14 protein-coding genes are annotated in these 15251 nt (G+C 70.9%); 1 reads left to right on the plus strand and 13 read right to left on the minus strand.

The genetic code is table 11. The features are described from left to right. Positions 1 to 41: 41 nt before the first annotated feature. From hpf to efeU, 8 genes are all read right to left on the minus strand, one after another. Positions 42 to 677, minus strand: a complete 636-nt coding sequence (hpf, locus tag OH804_RS23065; RefSeq protein ID WP_196921222.1) for a ribosome hibernation-promoting factor, HPF/YfiA family — start codon at positions 675 to 677, stop codon at positions 42 to 44. Positions 678 to 922: 245 nt separating this feature from the next. After that, complete coding sequence (locus OH804_RS23070; RefSeq protein ID WP_196921221.1) at positions 923 to 1630, minus strand: ComF family protein; 708 nt, start codon at positions 1628 to 1630, stop codon at positions 923 to 925. Between the two features lie 4 nt (positions 1631 to 1634). Continuing rightward, positions 1635 to 3410: an LpqB family beta-propeller domain-containing protein gene (locus OH804_RS23075; RefSeq protein ID WP_196924789.1), complete on the minus strand. Its 1776-nt coding sequence runs from the start codon at positions 3408 to 3410 to the stop codon at positions 1635 to 1637. A gap of 32 nt (positions 3411 to 3442) precedes the next feature. Next, positions 3443 to 5197: an MtrAB system histidine kinase MtrB gene (mtrB, locus tag OH804_RS23080; protein ID WP_196921220.1), complete on the minus strand. Its 1755-nt coding sequence runs from the start codon at positions 5195 to 5197 to the stop codon at positions 3443 to 3445. Between the two features lie 12 nt (positions 5198 to 5209). Continuing rightward, positions 5210 to 5899 (minus strand): MtrAB system response regulator MtrA, encoded by a 690-nt coding sequence (gene mtrA, locus OH804_RS23085; RefSeq protein ID WP_030331519.1) that lies wholly within the window; start codon positions 5897 to 5899, stop codon positions 5210 to 5212. A 132-nt stretch (positions 5900 to 6031) separates the two neighbouring features. Next, positions 6032 to 7309: an iron uptake transporter deferrochelatase/peroxidase subunit gene (gene efeB, locus OH804_RS23090; protein ID WP_196921219.1), complete on the minus strand. Its 1278-nt coding sequence runs from the start codon at positions 7307 to 7309 to the stop codon at positions 6032 to 6034. Positions 7310 to 7334: 25 nt separating this feature from the next. Further along, complete coding sequence (efeO, locus tag OH804_RS23095) at positions 7335 to 8468, minus strand: iron uptake system protein EfeO (RefSeq protein ID WP_196921218.1); 1134 nt, start codon at positions 8466 to 8468, stop codon at positions 7335 to 7337. Positions 8469 to 8490: 22 nt separating this feature from the next. Continuing rightward, positions 8491 to 9390: an iron uptake transporter permease EfeU gene (gene efeU / locus OH804_RS23100; RefSeq protein ID WP_406059462.1), complete on the minus strand. Its 900-nt coding sequence runs from the start codon at positions 9388 to 9390 to the stop codon at positions 8491 to 8493. Positions 9391 to 9562: 172 nt separating this feature from the next. Between efeU and OH804_RS23105 the strand changes: the two genes are divergently transcribed. After that, a complete protein-coding gene (locus OH804_RS23105) occupies positions 9563 to 9721 on the plus strand; it encodes a hypothetical protein (protein WP_406059464.1) in 159 nt (52 codons plus the stop codon). A 93-nt stretch (positions 9722 to 9814) separates the two neighbouring features. Here OH804_RS23105 and ahcY read toward each other — a convergent pair whose 3' ends face one another. The 5 genes from ahcY to OH804_RS23130 all read right to left on the minus strand — a co-directional run bounded on the left by ahcY (position 9815) and on the right by OH804_RS23130 (position 15206). Next, complete coding sequence (gene ahcY, locus OH804_RS23110) at positions 9815 to 11314, minus strand: adenosylhomocysteinase (RefSeq protein WP_196921216.1); 1500 nt, start codon at positions 11312 to 11314, stop codon at positions 9815 to 9817. 277 nt (positions 11315 to 11591) lie between these two features. Next, positions 11592 to 12755 carry a mannose-6-phosphate isomerase, class I gene (manA, locus tag OH804_RS23115; RefSeq protein WP_406059467.1) on the minus strand — a complete coding sequence of 388 codons (1164 nt, stop codon included), beginning with the start codon at positions 12753 to 12755 and terminating at the stop codon, positions 11592 to 11594. A 3-nt stretch (positions 12756 to 12758) separates the two neighbouring features. Beyond that, positions 12759 to 13760 carry a cation diffusion facilitator family transporter gene (locus OH804_RS23120; RefSeq protein WP_196921214.1) on the minus strand — a complete coding sequence of 334 codons (1002 nt, stop codon included), beginning with the start codon at positions 13758 to 13760 and terminating at the stop codon, positions 12759 to 12761. 67 nt (positions 13761 to 13827) lie between these two features. Then, positions 13828 to 15024, minus strand: coding sequence for an SIS domain-containing protein (locus OH804_RS23125; protein WP_091394020.1), 1197 nt, complete (start codon positions 15022 to 15024; stop codon positions 13828 to 13830). Beyond that, positions 15021 to 15206, minus strand: a complete 186-nt coding sequence (locus OH804_RS23130; protein WP_091394023.1) for a Trm112 family protein — start codon at positions 15204 to 15206, stop codon at positions 15021 to 15023. Before OH804_RS23130 ends, OH804_RS23125 begins: the two co-directional genes overlap by 4 nt. Between the last annotated feature and the right edge of the window lie 45 nt (positions 15207 to 15251).

A 15251-nucleotide genomic window follows, 5' to 3' on the forward strand; every position in this document is an offset into this window, starting at 1 on the left:
ACCCCACCACAACTCCATGATCGACGAGGGTTGGCTACCGGTCAGGTGGCGAGGGAGATGATGCCGTAGTCGTACGCGTGGCGCCGGTAGACGACGCTGGGGCGGCCGGACTCCTTGTCCTGGAAAAGGTAGAAGTCGTGGCCGACCAGTTCCATCTCGAACAGCGCGTCGTCGATGGTCATCGGCTCCGCCGGGTGCACCTTCTCCCGGGCGATGTGCCACGGTTGGTCGTCGTGTTCCTCTTCGACCCGCTCGGCGACAGCGGTGCCGGCGCGGGCGCCGTCGCTCGGCGCGCTCAGTGCGGATGGCACCAGGTCCGCGACCGGCAGGCCTGCGGTGGCCTCGGCGACGGAGATCGGCGCGTGCCGACCCCGGTGTACGCGGCGGCGGTCGGCCGCGCGGCGCAGCCGGGTGTCGAGCTTCGCGATGGCCGCGTCGAGCGCGCTGTAGAAGTCGTTCGTGCAGGCTTCGGCCCGAATCACCGGGCCCCGGGAAACGCAGGTGATCTCCACCCGCTGGCAGTGGTCGGCCTGGCGCGGATTGCGCTCGTGAAACAGCTCGACATCGACGCGAATAAGTTTGTGGTCGTAGCGTTCGATCTTCGCGAGTTTCTCGGCTACGTGTACCCGGTAATGGTCCGGCACTTCGACGTTTCGGCCCTTGACCACGATGTCCACGTGACCTCCCTTGTTCGGACGGTCTTCGATCCGGTTACCCGGCCGCGCGCCGTGGGGAGACCCGCTGGCGTCGACCGGTTGGTACGGCTACGCCTCCTCTCACCGCCAGGGGCGGTTGGAACGACCTCCTACCCCCGACAGCGAAACGCTAACTCCTGTTTGCCCGGCAGTCACCCCATGTTGCCGAGACGGCCCAGGATTTTTCGCAGCTCATACACCAACGGGTGAAACGGAAACACGATCGGTTACGACTGGTGTCTTTTCTCGGTCGCCGCGAGCACCGCGGCGACACTCGGTGCCCATCCCGTCGCGGTCAGCACCCTGCTCGCGGCGGCGAGGGTCACACCCGTGGTGACGATGTCGTCGAGCAGCACCACGACCGGGGCCGCACCAGCGGCACCACCCCGCAACGGCCCCGCCGAGCGGGGCTGGAAGGCCGCCTCGGCCGCCGCCGCCCGCCCAGCGCTGTCCAGGCTGACCGAGTCAGGTCGGGGCAGCGCCCGCAGCGGACGGCGCACCTGCACCGCCCAACCGCCCCGGTTGAGCCGGGCCGCGCAGTGCCGGGCCAGCCGGTCGAGGTGGTCCCCGTAACGGGACCGGGCCGCCGCCGCGGTGTCCGGGACGGGAACCAACGCCAGCGGACGAGCCGCACCGACCGCCGCCGCGACGACCTCGGCGAGCAGGGCGCCGAGCGGGCGGGCCAGCCCATGTCGGCCGTGTTCCTTGTACGCCAGCAGCGCCTCACGCAGCGGGCCCGCGTACGGGCCGAGGGCGACGCAGGGCGGCAGGCCCGGCGGAGCGGGGGTGGGGCGGACCGCCAGTGGCCGCAGTTCGCCCAGCACCGCGACGCAGGCGGGGCAGACCCCGTGCCGCAGTCCGGGTCGGCGCTCCCGACAACCGGCACAGTCGGCGGGCAGCACCAGGTCGGCGAGGTCCGCCCAGAGCCCGCTCACCGTGTCAGTAGAGGAAGAACGGCGCCGACGGGTTGCTCGGCCGCACCCCGGCCGGCACCGGGGCGATGTCGCGTACCCGGCCGGGCTCGATCCGTTCGAACGGGCTGCTGCGGTAGGCCACCCCGTTCGCCTCGTACATGTAGGCCCCGCTGGGCGTCCGCACGCTGCGGTTGGTCGGGTACGAGGTCAGGTGGTTGACCTTGGCGCCGAGGTCGATCCGCAGCGGCGTCTCCAGAGCGCCGTCGAGACTGACCTCGTAGATCGCCGGCTGGCCGACAGACCCCGCGACCACCAGTTGGTCCTCGCTGCCCCAGTCGACAGCCGTCGGGTTGGTCAGCGAGGTGACCAACTCCCGGGGCGGGCCGATGGACACCCCGCCGCCGTCGAGGTTGACCGCGGCGACGTAGAGCCGGCCGCCGACGATCAGCGCGACCCGCTGGCCGTCCAACGCGGCGGCCACCGCCGTGACCGCAGCGGAGGGCAGGTTGAGCGGCACGGGATACATCCGGGCTGCCTCGTCGAACCGGTAGAGCTGCCCGTCGGCCACCACCAGGCCGCGGCTGGGGCGGGAGTCGACAGTACGCAGCCAGACCGGCCGGCCGATCGCGGAGTACTCCGTGCTGCTGCGGCTGAACACGGAGACCGGGTCGGCGCCCGTGCCCACGGCGAGTCGGTACCGGTTCTTGCTGCTGCCGGTGACCGCCATCGCGGCGAGAATCCGGTCCTTGGCCAGCCCGAGGCTGGCCGAGACGACGTTACGGTTGGCCTCGGGTGTCAACGGCACCCTGCCGCTGGGCTCGCCTTCGAAGTCGAGTGGGTGGATCGCGCCGTCGTACACGCCAAACCGCTGTGGGCTGGCGGTATGCGGGTAGAGCGCTCGGCTGTTTCGTCGCTCGCCCAGGTCGACAACGGGTTGCGCGTTGTTGCGGATCTTCAACTCGAGTTGGCCGGGCAGGTCGCCCAACGACCAGGCGATCTGCGTGATCAACTGGTCGATCCCGTTCTGGTCGTCACCGGACATGTCCAGATTGACCTCCCATCGACCGTTCCCGCCGGTGGCGTTGTTGATCAGCTCGGTGCCGTCCGGCAGCCCGACGACACCTGGGCGCAGCCAGTCGGAGGGGCCGCCGACCAGCCACTTCACCACCTCGTTGACCCGCCGCTCGACAGGCACCGCCTGCGGCCGGTAGCGCTGGTCGGGCACCAGGCGGCTGCGGTCCGAACTCCAGAAGTAGATCGTCTCGTCCTGGTAATACTGACGGAGGGCTGTGTCGCTGAGCAGCAGCACGTTGGGCGGGTTGATGACGTACAGGCCGGCCCGATCATCGTTGACGTCGCCGTTGAAGGACGCGCTGCGCAGGCCGAACTCGTACTCCGTCTCGGTCGCCACCGGTGGGGCGAGGGTGCCGTTGGTGCGCAGCACACCGACCTGCTGCACGGCGATCTTCACGGTCGTGGTCGAGTCGCTGTTGAGGGTGTAGACCGCCCCGCGCACCCGGACCACGTTCAGCGCGACCTCGCTGCCCTTCTTGTCCTGTAGCCGGATCTTGTCCTCCGGGGCGATGAACGCCTTGACCCGCTCGTACGCCCGATCCGGCTCGCCAGCGGCGGCGGACAGGAAGTTGGAGACGAACGCCTCGTTGACGCTGCCACTGGCCGTCCGCGTCGGTGGCTCACTGCCCCGACTGATCACACCGGCCTCGGTAGCGGCGCCGCCCTTGCCGTCCACCCGGACGTCGGATGCCGCCGGGATGCCACAGCCGGCGCCCAGCAGCACCATCACGCCGAGGGCCCCGAGCAGAGTCGGCCGTCTCACGAGCGCACCTCCGTCCGCTGCCCGTCCCCGGCGGGAGCCGGGCTGATCGCCAGTGCCCCGCCGGTGCCGGGCCCGATGGCCAGTGGGCCGCCGTCACGGGGGCCGCCGAACGGCAGCGCGGCGTCGGCCGGCACCAGCCGCAGCGGCGAGGTGGTCAACCGGTCGCCCGCTCGGGCCGGCAGGGTGAGCCGGAACTGCGCGCCCTGCCCGGGAGCACCCCACGCCTCCAGCCAGCCGCCGTGCAGCCGAGCGTCCTCCAGGCTGATCGACAGGCCCAGACCGGTGCCTCCGGTCTGCCGAGCCCGGGACGGGTCCGCCCGCCAGAACCGGTTGAACACCAGCTTCTCCTCGCCCACCTTCAGCCCCACGCCGTGGTCGCGGACGGTGATCGCCACGGCGGTGTCGTCGATGCCGAGCGTGATCAGCACCGGGCGGGCCTCACCGTGCTCGACCGCGTTGCCGACCAGGTTGCGCAACACCCGCTCGACCCGGCGCGGGTCGACCTCGGCGATCACCGGCGTGCCGGGCAGGTCGAGTTCGATCGGTACGCCCACCCGCTCGGCGAGGCCAGCCAGCCGGTCGACCACCCGGTGCACCACCGGCACCAGGTCGGTCGGCTCGGAATCCAGCATGGCGAAGCCGGCGTCGAACCGACTGATCTCCAGCAGGTCGGTGAGCAGCTCCTCGAATCGGTCCAGCTCGGCCTGGAGCAGCTCGGCGCTGCGGGCGACCGCCGGGTCGAACTCGTCGCGCTCAGCGAAGATCAGGTCAGCGGCCATCCGGACCGTGGTCAGCGGGGTACGCAGCTCGTGGGAGACGTCGGAGGTGAAGCGGCGCTGCAACCGGGACATCTCTTCCAGGCGCAGGATCTGCCGTTGAAGGTTGGTGGCCATCTGGTTGAACGACGCGGCGAGCAGGGCCAGGTCGTCCTCGCCGTTGACCACCATCCGCTGGTCGAGCAGGCCCGCGGAGAGCCGTTGGGCGGTTCGTGCGGCGACCCGGACCGGGTTGACCACCAGCCGGGTGACCAGCGCCGCGAGCAACCCGAGCAGGATCACCAGCGCGACCCCGGTGGCCACCACTGTCGCTCGGGCGTCGGCGGCGGTGACGTCCTGCCGGCCCAGCGGCACCAGGTAGTAGAGCTCGATGTGCCCGAAGCTGGTGGGCACCGGCGAGCCGTAGACCAGGTACTTGGTGGTCTCGCCGGTGAGTCGCCCGGTGCGGATCTGGCTGGCCACCTTGCCGTCGGCGATCGCGGCCCGCAGCTCGGGGCTGATCAGCGACTGGACGTTCGCGGACGGCGAGGTGCGCGTCTGGATGTCGTTGGGATAGTCGTCGGCGGTGATCGCCACCACCACCCCGCTGGTCTGCTGGGGGTCGCCGCCGGCCAGGTAGTTGACAGTGCCGTCGATGGTCTCCTGGAGCTGCGCCTCCTGCGGCTGCCCGTACAGGGAGACCTGCTTGGCCGCGTAGCTGGCACCGCTGGTCACCCGCTGCCGGACGTCGCTGCGAGCGCTGTCGAGCAGGATGGTGGTGATCTTGTCAGCGATCAGGAACGCGAACCCGCCGACCAGCAGGCTGGACGCGACAAGCGTGATGGTCACGACCCGGACCTGGAGCGAGCGGCGCCAGGTCTGGTGCGCCCGACCCACCACCCGGGCGACCCGACCGCACACCGCACGCCAGAACTCCCCGCCGGCGCTGGGCCGGCGGGCCGTGTTCGGGGAGGGTGGGGGCGGCGAGGTCGACACAGTGCGACCAGGCTATCCGGTCCCCGCCTTGTAGCCCACGCCCCGCACGGTGAGGATGATTTCCGGTCGCTCCGGATCCGGCTCGATCTTGGCCCGCAACCGCTGGACGTGCACGTTGACCAGGCGGGTGTCGGCCGCGTGCCGGTAGCCCCAGACCTGCTCGAGCAGCACCTCACGGGTGAAGACCTGACGTGGCTTGCGGGCGAGCGCGACCAGCAGGTCGAACTCCAGCGGAGTCAGCTTCACCTCCTCGTCGTTGCGGCTCACCGTGTGCGCCGGCACGTCGATGGTGATCTGGTTGTCGGGCGGCCCGATGGTGAGCATCTCGGGGGCCACGTCCTCGCCTCGGCGCAGTCGGGCCCGCATCCGGGCCACCAGCTCCTTGGGCTTGAACGGTTTGACCACGTAGTCGTCGGCGCCGGACTCCAGGCCGAGCACGACATCCACGGTGTCGCTCTTGGCGGTCAGCATGACGATGGGCACGCCGGACTCCGCCCGGATCGACCGGGCGACGTCGATACCGCTCATGCCGGGAAGCATCAGGTCAAGTAGCACGATATCGGGACGGCTGTCGCGAAAAGCGGCCAACGCCCGCTCGCCGTCCGCCACAAACGAGGGCAGGAAACCCTCACTGCGCAGCACGATGCCGAGCATCTCGGCGAGCGCGGGGTCGTCGTCGACCACCAGTACGCGGGCTCTCATGGGATTAATATTGCATCCTCATTCAGTTCGGTGGGACCGGCGTCCGCCGGTAACGCTTCCATGATCCCCCTTCGGCGCCGCCCGGCGCCACCGCAGGTCGGGCCGATCCGGCTGTCGCCATCCGGACGACGGTCAGCCGAACAGCCCACGCCCCCAGTGGTCCCCGCCGTCGCGTACCCCGGGCGGGCAGGCGAACACCCCGCTGGAGACGTGTCGCAGGTACTCGTTCATCACGTCGTGTCGCGCCAACTGGGTCTGGATCGGCACGAACTGACGGCGTGGATCGCGCTGGTAGGCGATGAAGAAGAGGCCCGCGTCGAGCCGGCCGAGGCCGTCCGAGCCGTCGACGAAGTTGTAACCCCGCCGTAGCAGCTGGGCTCCGCCGTTCCGACTCGGGTGGGCCAGCGTGACATGGGCGTGCTCGGCGATCACCGGCTTCCCGTCCGCGCCACGGGCGGCGAAGTCGGGCTCGTCGAACTCGTCGCTCCGACCCAGCGGCGCGCCGCTGCCCTTGGTCCGGCCGACGATCTCCTCCTGCTCGGCGAGGGAGGTCCGGTCCCAGGTTTCCACGAGCATCCGGATCTTGCGGGTGACCAGGTACGAGCCTCCGGCCATCCAGTCCGGTCCGTCACCCGGCTGCACCCACAACTGGTCGCGCAACAGGTCGGTGTCCTCGGCCTTGAGGTTGGCCGTGCCGTCCTTGAACCCGAAGAGGTTGCGGGCGGTGGCCTGTTCCCGGGAGGTCGACGAGGTGCGGCCGAAGCCCAACTGCGACCAGCGGACGCTCACCACGCCCATGCCGAGCCGGGCCAGGTTACGGATCGCGTGCACCGCCACCTGCGGGTCGTTGGCGCAGGCCTGGACGCAGAGGTCGCCGCCGGAGAGCTGCGGCTGCAACGCGTCGCCGGGGAACTTCGGCAGCTCGGCGAGGGCGGCGGGCCGCCGGTCGGCGAGGCCGAAGCGGTCCCGCCCGTCGGCGTCACGGAACAGCGTCGGCCCGAACCCGATGGTGAGGGTGAGCTGCGAGGGAGGCAGGCCGAGCGCTTCGCCGGTGTCGTCCGGTGGGGCCTCCGGCATCCCGCCGACCGCACCCAGCACCCCGGCGTCGCGTCCCGCTGTCATCCGGGCGGCGGCGGCCGTCCACTCCTCCAGCAGTTCGACAAGCCGGGCCCGGTCCTTGGTGATCACGTCGAAGGCCACGAAGTGCAGCCGGTCCTGCGCCGGGGTGACGATGCCGGCCTGGTGCTCACCGTGGAACGGCACCGCCCCGGCCGGGTGGTCGTTCGCCGCGGCCGGGTCATGGGAGCCCTTCAGCAGCGCCCCCGCGCCGGCCGCCACCCCGGCGACCCCGGCCACTCCGGCGCCGGCCAGGGTGATGGCCCGGCGCCGGGTCAACCTGCTCCCGCTCATCGATTCGACTCTTTCTGCCAGGTGGTCACTTCGCGACGGCTGCGGCGACCTTGCTGATCGGCTCGGCGAGCGCGTTGATCCCGTCGGAGAGATCCTTCAGCTCAGCCTTGCTCAGCGCGGTGTGCAGCTTCCAGCCGTCGCCGTCACGGTGCTTGCCGAGCAGTCCCTCGACGTTGGCGAACTCGGTGTCCAACTGGGTGACCAGTTCCGGCGAGCGCTGCTGCAACGCGGGTCGCAGGGCGGACACGGCGGCCTTGGAACCTTCAAGGTTGGCGGCGAAGTCCCACAGGTCGGTGTGCGAGTAGCGGTCCTCCTCGCCGGTGATCTTGCCGCTGGCGACCTCGTCGAGCAGCTCCTTGGCACCGTTGGCGAGCTGGAGCGGGGAGAGCTTCTCGGCGTTCGCCTTGGCGACGATCTCCTTGACGTCGACCAGCAGCCGATCGGCGATCGGGCCGTCCTTGCTGATGTCACCGGACTGCCAGAGGTCCTTCTCGATCCGGTGGAAGCCGGTGAACTCCATCCCCTCCTCGATGACCTCCTCGCGGCCGTCGATCTTGGGGTCGAGGTCGCCGAAGATCTCGGCAACCGGCTCGATCCGCTCCCAGTAGGTGCGGGCGACCGGGTAGAGCGCTTTGGACTTCGCCACATCGCCGGCCTTGACCGCGGCGACGAACTCCTCGGTCTTGTCCAGCAGCGCGGCGGTCTGACTCTTGACGTAGCGCTGGTAGTTGTCGGTGGCGTCACCCAGCGCGGCGTCGGCCGTGAGCGGCTGCGCCGACCCGCTGACCTTGAGCGCACCCCGGATGCCCTTGCCACTCATCCCTGGCTTGCAGGCCGTCTGGTACGTGCCGGCCGGCAACTCCACGTGCAGCTCGCGGCTCAGCCCGGGGGCGATGTTCTCCACCTCGCCCATCACGCGGTCGCCGTCGGCGTACACGTAGAACTCGGTCACCTTCGCGCCCGAATTGGTGATCTTGAAGGTGGCGGTACCGGCACCCAGGTCGGTCGAGCCGACCTCACAGGCGGTGTCGCTGGCCTTGACCACGATCGGTCCGCCGGACGCTGCCGAGTCACCCTTGTCGGAGTCGGAGCAGGCGGCCAGACCGGCCGTCGCCAGCACGCCGGCGGCGGCCAGCGCGAAGAACTGGGTGGTACGCATCTGGGCTGTCTCTCCTCGTGGGTCAGGCACGCTGCGGCGTCGACGCCGCCTCGGCCTCGGCGCCGGTGTCGGCCCCGCGCTCGGTGACGGTGGTGGTGGTCGCGGCGGGTGCCGGCTTGCGCCGGGCCGGTCGCAGGAAGAGCAGGAGCACCGGTACGGCGTACGCGACCCAGGCGATCATCTCCAGCACGGTGGGCGCGGGAGTCACGTTGAACATGCCGGCGAGCAGCGCCGCGTACCAGGTGGTCGGATCGAGCACGCCGGTGATGTCGAAGGCCAGGTTGTTCAGGCCAGGCAGGACGCCGGCCTCCTGGAAGTCGTGCACGCCGTACTTGAGGATGCCGGCGGCGACCAGGATCAGCAGCGCGCCGGTCCAGGTGAAGAACTTGCCGAGGTTGATGCGCAGGGCGCTGAGGTAGAGCAGCACGCCGAGGACCACGGCGGTGACGATGCCGCCGATCAACGCGAGCAGCGGGCCGCTGTCGCCGGCCGCGCCCTGGGCGGCCGAGTAGAAGATCAGCGCGGTCTCCAGGCCCTCGCGGATCACCGCGAGGAAGGCCATTCCGGCGACGGCGAGGGACCCGACGGCCAGCGCCTCGGTGAGCTTGCCCCGCAGTTCGCCGGCGATGGTCCGGGCGGCCCGGCGCATCCAGAAGATCATCCAGGTCACGAAGACCACGGCGGCGACCGAGGTGATCGCCTCGAACAACTCACGATCCTCGGAGCGGGACAGCAGCGAGGTCGACGTGTACTCGATCAGCCAGCCGAAGAGCACCGAGAGCGCCACGGCCAGGCCGACGCCGGCCCAGACCTGCGGCAACCGGTCCCGGCGCTGCGACTTCACCAGGAAGGCGACCAGGATGCTGACCACCAGGGTGGCTTCGAGCCCTTCCCGCAGGCCGATCAGGTAGGTGGCGAACATCCGGGCTCCGAGTAGGTTAGGCACGCCTTGGCTGACTTAGGGCAGGCATACCTTCCTCCCTGCTCAAGGCCCTCGTCAAGTCGTTCACGACAAGCTCACTGAGCCCGTCACAAGGACCGACTGCCGCCCGGCAGCCGGCCCGCCGGCGCTCAGCTGTGGAAGGATCCCCGACGTGAGGGGATTCCTGCCGTGGTTGGCAGTGCTGGCAGTGGTGCTGCTGCTCAGTGCGCTACGCCTGCGGGCGCTGGCCACCGTCGTGTCGGTCGGCTGGCTGATCTGGTGCGTCTGGACGTGGTTCCGGCCCACCCGGCGCCGCCCTCGCTCGGGCTGAACCGGCGGCGGAGACACTGCGCCGCGCCGAACCAGCGGCGGAGACGACGAACCGGGCCGGCTGCGAACAGCCGACCCGGTCCGGAGATGTCGATCAGTAGCGGTAGTGGTCCGGCTTGAACGGACCCTCGGTGGAGACGCCGAGGTAGGCGGCCTGCTCCTTGGTCAGCGTGCTCAGCTTGGCGCCGAGCGCGCCGAGGTGCAGCCGGGCGACCTTCTCGTCCAGGTGCTTGGGCAGCACGTAGACGCCGATCGGGTACTCCTCGGTCTTGGTGAAGAGCTCGATCTGGGCGATCGTCTGGTTGGCGAACGAGTTCGACATGACGAAGCTCGGGTGCCCGGTCGCGTTGCCCAGGTTCAGCAGGCGGCCCTCGGAGAGCACGATGATGGCGTGCCCGTCGGCGAAGCGCCACAGGTCGACCTGCGGCTTGATGTTGATCCGCTCGACGTCGGAGCGCTTGGCCAGCCCGGCCATGTCGATCTCGTTGTCGAAGTGACCGATGTTGCCGACGATGGCCTGGTGCTTCATCCGGGCCATGTGCTCGTTGGTGATGACGTCGAAGCAACCGGTGGCGGTGATGAAGATGTCCGCCTGCTCGACAACGTCGTCCAGGGTGGCGACCTGGTAGCCGTCCATCGCGGCCTGCAACGCGCAGATCGGGTCCACCTCGGTCACCACGACCCGGGCGCCCTGGCCACGCAGCGACTCGGCGCAGCCCTTGCCCACGTCGCCGTAGCCCATGACGACCGCCATCTTGCCGCCGATCAGCACGTCGGTGGCGCGGTTGATGCCGTCGATGAGCGAGTGCCGGCAACCGTACTTGTTGTCGAACTTGCTCTTGGTCACCGAGTCGTTGACGTTGATGGCCGGGAACTGCAGGGTGCCCGCCCGGTGCATCTCGTAGAGGCGGTGCACGCCGGTGGTGGTCTCCTCGGTCACGCCCTTGATGCCGGCGGCGATCCCGGTCCAACGCTGGCCGTCCTCGGCGAGCGAGCGGTGCAGCACCTCGAGGATGACCGCGTACTCCTCGGAGTCGGCGGACTCGACCGGCGGGACGACACCGGCCTTCTCGAACTCGGCGCCCTTGTGCACCAGCAGGGTGGCGTCACCGCCGTCGTCGAGGATCATGTTCGGGCCCTGGCCGTCCGGCCACACCAGCACCTGCTCGGTGCACCACCAGTACTCCTGCAGGCTCTCGCCCTTCCAGGCGTACACCGGGACACCGGCGGGGGCCTCGGGGGTGCCGTCCGGGCCGACGACGATCGCCGCGGCGGCGTGGTCCTGGGTGGAGAAGATGTTGCAGGACGCCCAGCGCACCTGCGCGCCGAGCGCGACCAGCGTCTCGATGAGGACGGCGGTCTGGATGGTCATGTGCAGTGAGCCGGTGATCCGCGCGCCGGCGAGCGGCTGCGCCTCGGCGAATTCCCGACGGATCGCCATCAGGCCGGGCATCTCGTGCTCGGCGAGCTGGATCTCTTTACGCCCGAACTCAGCGAGCGAGAGATCCGCCACCTTGAAGTCGCCATCGGCGAGCGTGCTCGGCCGGGCCTCGGACGGCGTACCGCTGGCGGACGCCGGGAGGGTGCTGGTCATGAAAGCTCCTGTCGAACGATGTCTGCGCCGACCCTCCACCTTACGCGCGTCGGTGACGGGCGGCAGGCACGGTCCGCGCACAGCGCACGGGGCGGTCGGTGATGGACGGACTTTCCCGCCCACTTCCCGCCCGCCCCGTGCATCCCCCCGGTTTGGTTCCCCCGCACGTTCTCGGACCGTCGTCGCGATAACGCTGCGTACTCATAGAGTCACACTCAGGCAAGGTGACGTCAAGCTATTCCGGGAAAGTCGGACTTGTGTCGTTGCGGCGGAGCGGTCAGCGCAACCCGGACGTCGCCACGAACGCCACCCCGGCGCCGTCGATGCGCAGCGCCGCGCCGGACGACGTACCGATCGCCGCCTCGCCCGAGGCCAGCGTCAACGCGCCGGCACCGTCGTCCACGGTGATCGAGCCGCCGGCGCAGAGAACCACCCGGGGGCCGGGCAGCGGCAGCGTCACCGAGGGCACCGCCGCGTCGACCCGCACCCGGTGCAGCGCGAAATCGTCCACCGGCACGGGCCACCAGTCCACACCCGGGCCGACCGGCTGCGGCGCCCGCACCGGATCGTCGAGCACCTCGAAGCGCAGAACCCGCAGCAACTCGTCGACGTCCACCCGCTTCGGGGTCAGCCCGCCCCGCAGCACGTTGTCGCTGGCCGCCATGATCTCCACTCCGCAGCCGCTCAGGTAGGCGTGCAGGTTGCCGGCGGGCATCCAGATCCCCTCCCCCGCCACCAGCCGCACGTGGTGCAGCAGCAGCGCGACCAGCGCACCCGGATCGCCCGGGTACGCCTTGGCCAGCCGGCGGGTCAGCTCCGCGTCCGGGCCGTCGGTCGGTGATGCCACCACGGCAGCCAGTAGCCGGTGCCGGTCGGCGACCGGCCAGCCGAGCAGCGTCCGCACCGCAGTCCGCAGCCCCGCCGGCCCGGCCCGCAACGCGGCGACCACCGGCGCCAACGCCGGTACGCCGAACGCGGCGAGCGCCTCGGCGGACTCCGCCGGATCCCGGAACCCGCACAGCGCCTCGAACGGGGTGAGCGCGACCAGCAACTCCGGCTTGTGGTGCGGGTCGGAGTAGTTGCGCTGCCCCCCGGGGCGCCCCGCCTCCGCCGCGTAGCCGGCCTGCGCCTGCTCGGCGTCCGGGTGGGCCTGCAGGCTCAGCGGGGCGTCGGCCGCGAGCACCTTGAGCAGGAACGGCAGCCGACTACCGAACCGCTCGGAGACCCGTTGGCCGAGCCACTGCCCTGGTTCGTCCCGCACAAGGTCACAGAGGCTCACCCGCAGACCGGCGCGATCCACGTGCGCCGGGGCGCCCGGATGGGCCCCCAACCACAGCTCCGCCTCCGGGCCCGCGCTCGGCACCGAGCGCCCCTGGAGGAGGGCGATGGCCGAGCGGGAGCCCCAGGCGTAGTCCCGGATCGGCCCGTACAGTGGCTCCACCCGTCAGCCCCCGGGCCGCCCGGCCGCCTCGCCCGACGCGTCCTGCGGCACGGCGGTGTCGGCGGCGGCGCCCGTGCCGGCCTCGGCGGCAGCGACGCTGTAGACGTCCGGCTCCAGGTAGATCACCCGGGCGATCGGCACCGCGGCGCGGATCCGCGCCTCCACGGCGTTGATGCCGCGCGCCAGGTCGTGGGCGCTCTTCCACTCCGGAACGGCGATCTTGGCGGCCACCATCAGCTCTTCCGGGCCCAGGTAGAGCGTCTTCATGTGGATGATCCGCTCCACCTCGGGACCGTCGGTGACGGCCCGCTCGATGGCGGCCAGGTCGGACGCCTCGGCGCCCTCACCGAGCAGCAGGCTCTTCGTCTCGATGGCCAGCACGACGGCGATGACGACCAGCAGGACGCCGATCATCGCGGTGCCGGCAGCGTCCCACTCGCCGTTGCCGGTGATCAGCGTCATGGTGACGCCGAACAGGGCGAACACCAGACCGACAAGCGCGCCGAAGTCCTCCAGGAGCACCACCGGCAGCTCCGGGGCCTTGGCCCGGCGGATGAAACGCACCCAGGACTGGTTGCCCCGGACGTGGTTGGACTCCTTGATGGCGGTCCGGAACGAGAACGACTCCATGATGATCGCCGAAACCAGCACGGCCACCGGCAGCCACTGCCAGGAGTCGATGCCGCCCTTGTGATGCCACTTGTGGTAGGCCTCGTAGAGCGCGAACAGGCCACCGATGCTGAACAGCACGATGGACACGATGAACGCGTAGATGTAGCGCTCCCGGCCGTACCCGAACGGGTGTTCCGGGGTGGCCGCGCGCTTCGCCCGCTTGCCGCCGAGCAGCAGGAGGCCCTGGTTGCCGGAGTCGGCGACCGAGTGGACCGCCTCGGCCAGCATCGACGACGAGCCGGAGAGCAGGAACGCAATGAACTTGGTGACGGCGATGCCGACGTTGGCCAGCAGGGCGGCGACAATCGCCTTCGTCCCACCGTTGGCGCTCATGCCACCGCTCCGCTTCGCCGCACGAAGCCGACCGGTCCGCGCATGACGCGCCGCCCCCTACGTTCGTTCACTGGTTCGACAGCTCCTTCATCTCGGTGATGGCCGGAACGGCCATCGGGTCCAGCCCATGTGCCAGAGCAAGGTAGATCGAGGCGAAATCCGGAACGGCGATCAGCGACGCCAGCCGCTCCAGGGCGGAGCCGCCCTCGGCGGTCACCACGTCGCACCGCACGCCACGGCGCTCCGCGAGGGTCTGCACCGCGTCCGCACGGCGCTCCTCGACGGCGAGCGGCTCGTCGGTGTCGTCCTCGGCGTTGAGCCCGCCGTCACGCAGCAGCACCAGCCGCAGCCGGGTGCCCTCGCCGTCGTCCTCGGCCGGGTCGGCGAAGATGTCCCGCTCCCCCTCGGCCAGGCCCCCGAAGACGCCGTCGAGCAGCCCGACACGACCCCGCCCGGCCTCACCCAGCGCCCCGGTGACCACCGGGTAGCGGGCGTTCGCCGACAGTGTGTCGCCGAACCGGCGGGCCGCCACAGTGGCCAGCGGGGACGAGCCCCAGACGATCGGGATCGAGCCGGCCAGGCCCAGCGCCAGTGACTTCGCCGGGTTGACGAAAGACTCGGCGGCGGACCGGCAGCGGTCGGCGTCCGCGTCGAGCCGGGCAGCGGTCTCCGCCAGGTCCGCCTCGTTGACCTTCACGAGCCCGAGGGAACGGGCGGCGAGCAGCACCGGCACGGTGAGCGCCCAGAGGCTGGCCCGCGCCGGGGCACGCCGGGGCACCGGAATGAACGGCGCCCGGGCCTGCTCGGCGATCGACTGCAACTGCGAGTCCGGTGCGCCCACGGCGACGAGTCGGGCACCACGCCGGTGGGCCGCCTCGGCGGCGCCGAGCGCCTCCGGGCTACGCCCCGACGCGCTCACCGCGATCACCACGTCGGCCGCACCCACCCAACCGGGTACGCCGGCGGAGCGGTGCCCGATGATCGGGACCGGGCAGCGCGGCCCGGCGACAGTGGCCAGCACGTCCCCGGTACGCCCCGCCGTGCCGATGCCGGCGATCACGACGGCTCGGGGCCGCCCGTCGTCGGCGAGCACCGCCAGGTTCGCCTCGGCCGCCAGCGCGGCGCTCTCCCGAACCTGCGCGCCTGCCGACGCGGTGTGCCGGAGCATGCCGCCCGGGTCGGCCTCGGCCAACGCCTGCGGGTTGTCGAGCAGGGCCTCGTCGGCGTCACGACGCCCGCTGACCCCGGCCGTACCGTCGATCATGAGGACTGCCCGGGGCCGCCGCGCGCCTCGTCGAGCAGCAGCACCGGCACGTCGTCGCGGACCTCGAAGATCCGGCCGCACTCCGTGCAGGTCAACGTCTGCGCCTCGGCATCGTAGGTGAGCGGGGCGTGGTGCGTGTCCGGACAGGCAAGGATCTCGAGCAACTGCGGATCCAGGGCCATGGCACGGCTCCTTCCACGTGTGCGGCTTGACCGACGGCGGTGCCG

Origin of the sequence: Micromonospora sp. NBC_00860 (assembly GCF_045207375.1) — a bacterium.
GTDB classification, from domain to species: domain Bacteria; phylum Actinomycetota; class Actinomycetes; order Mycobacteriales; family Micromonosporaceae; genus Micromonospora; species Micromonospora vinacea.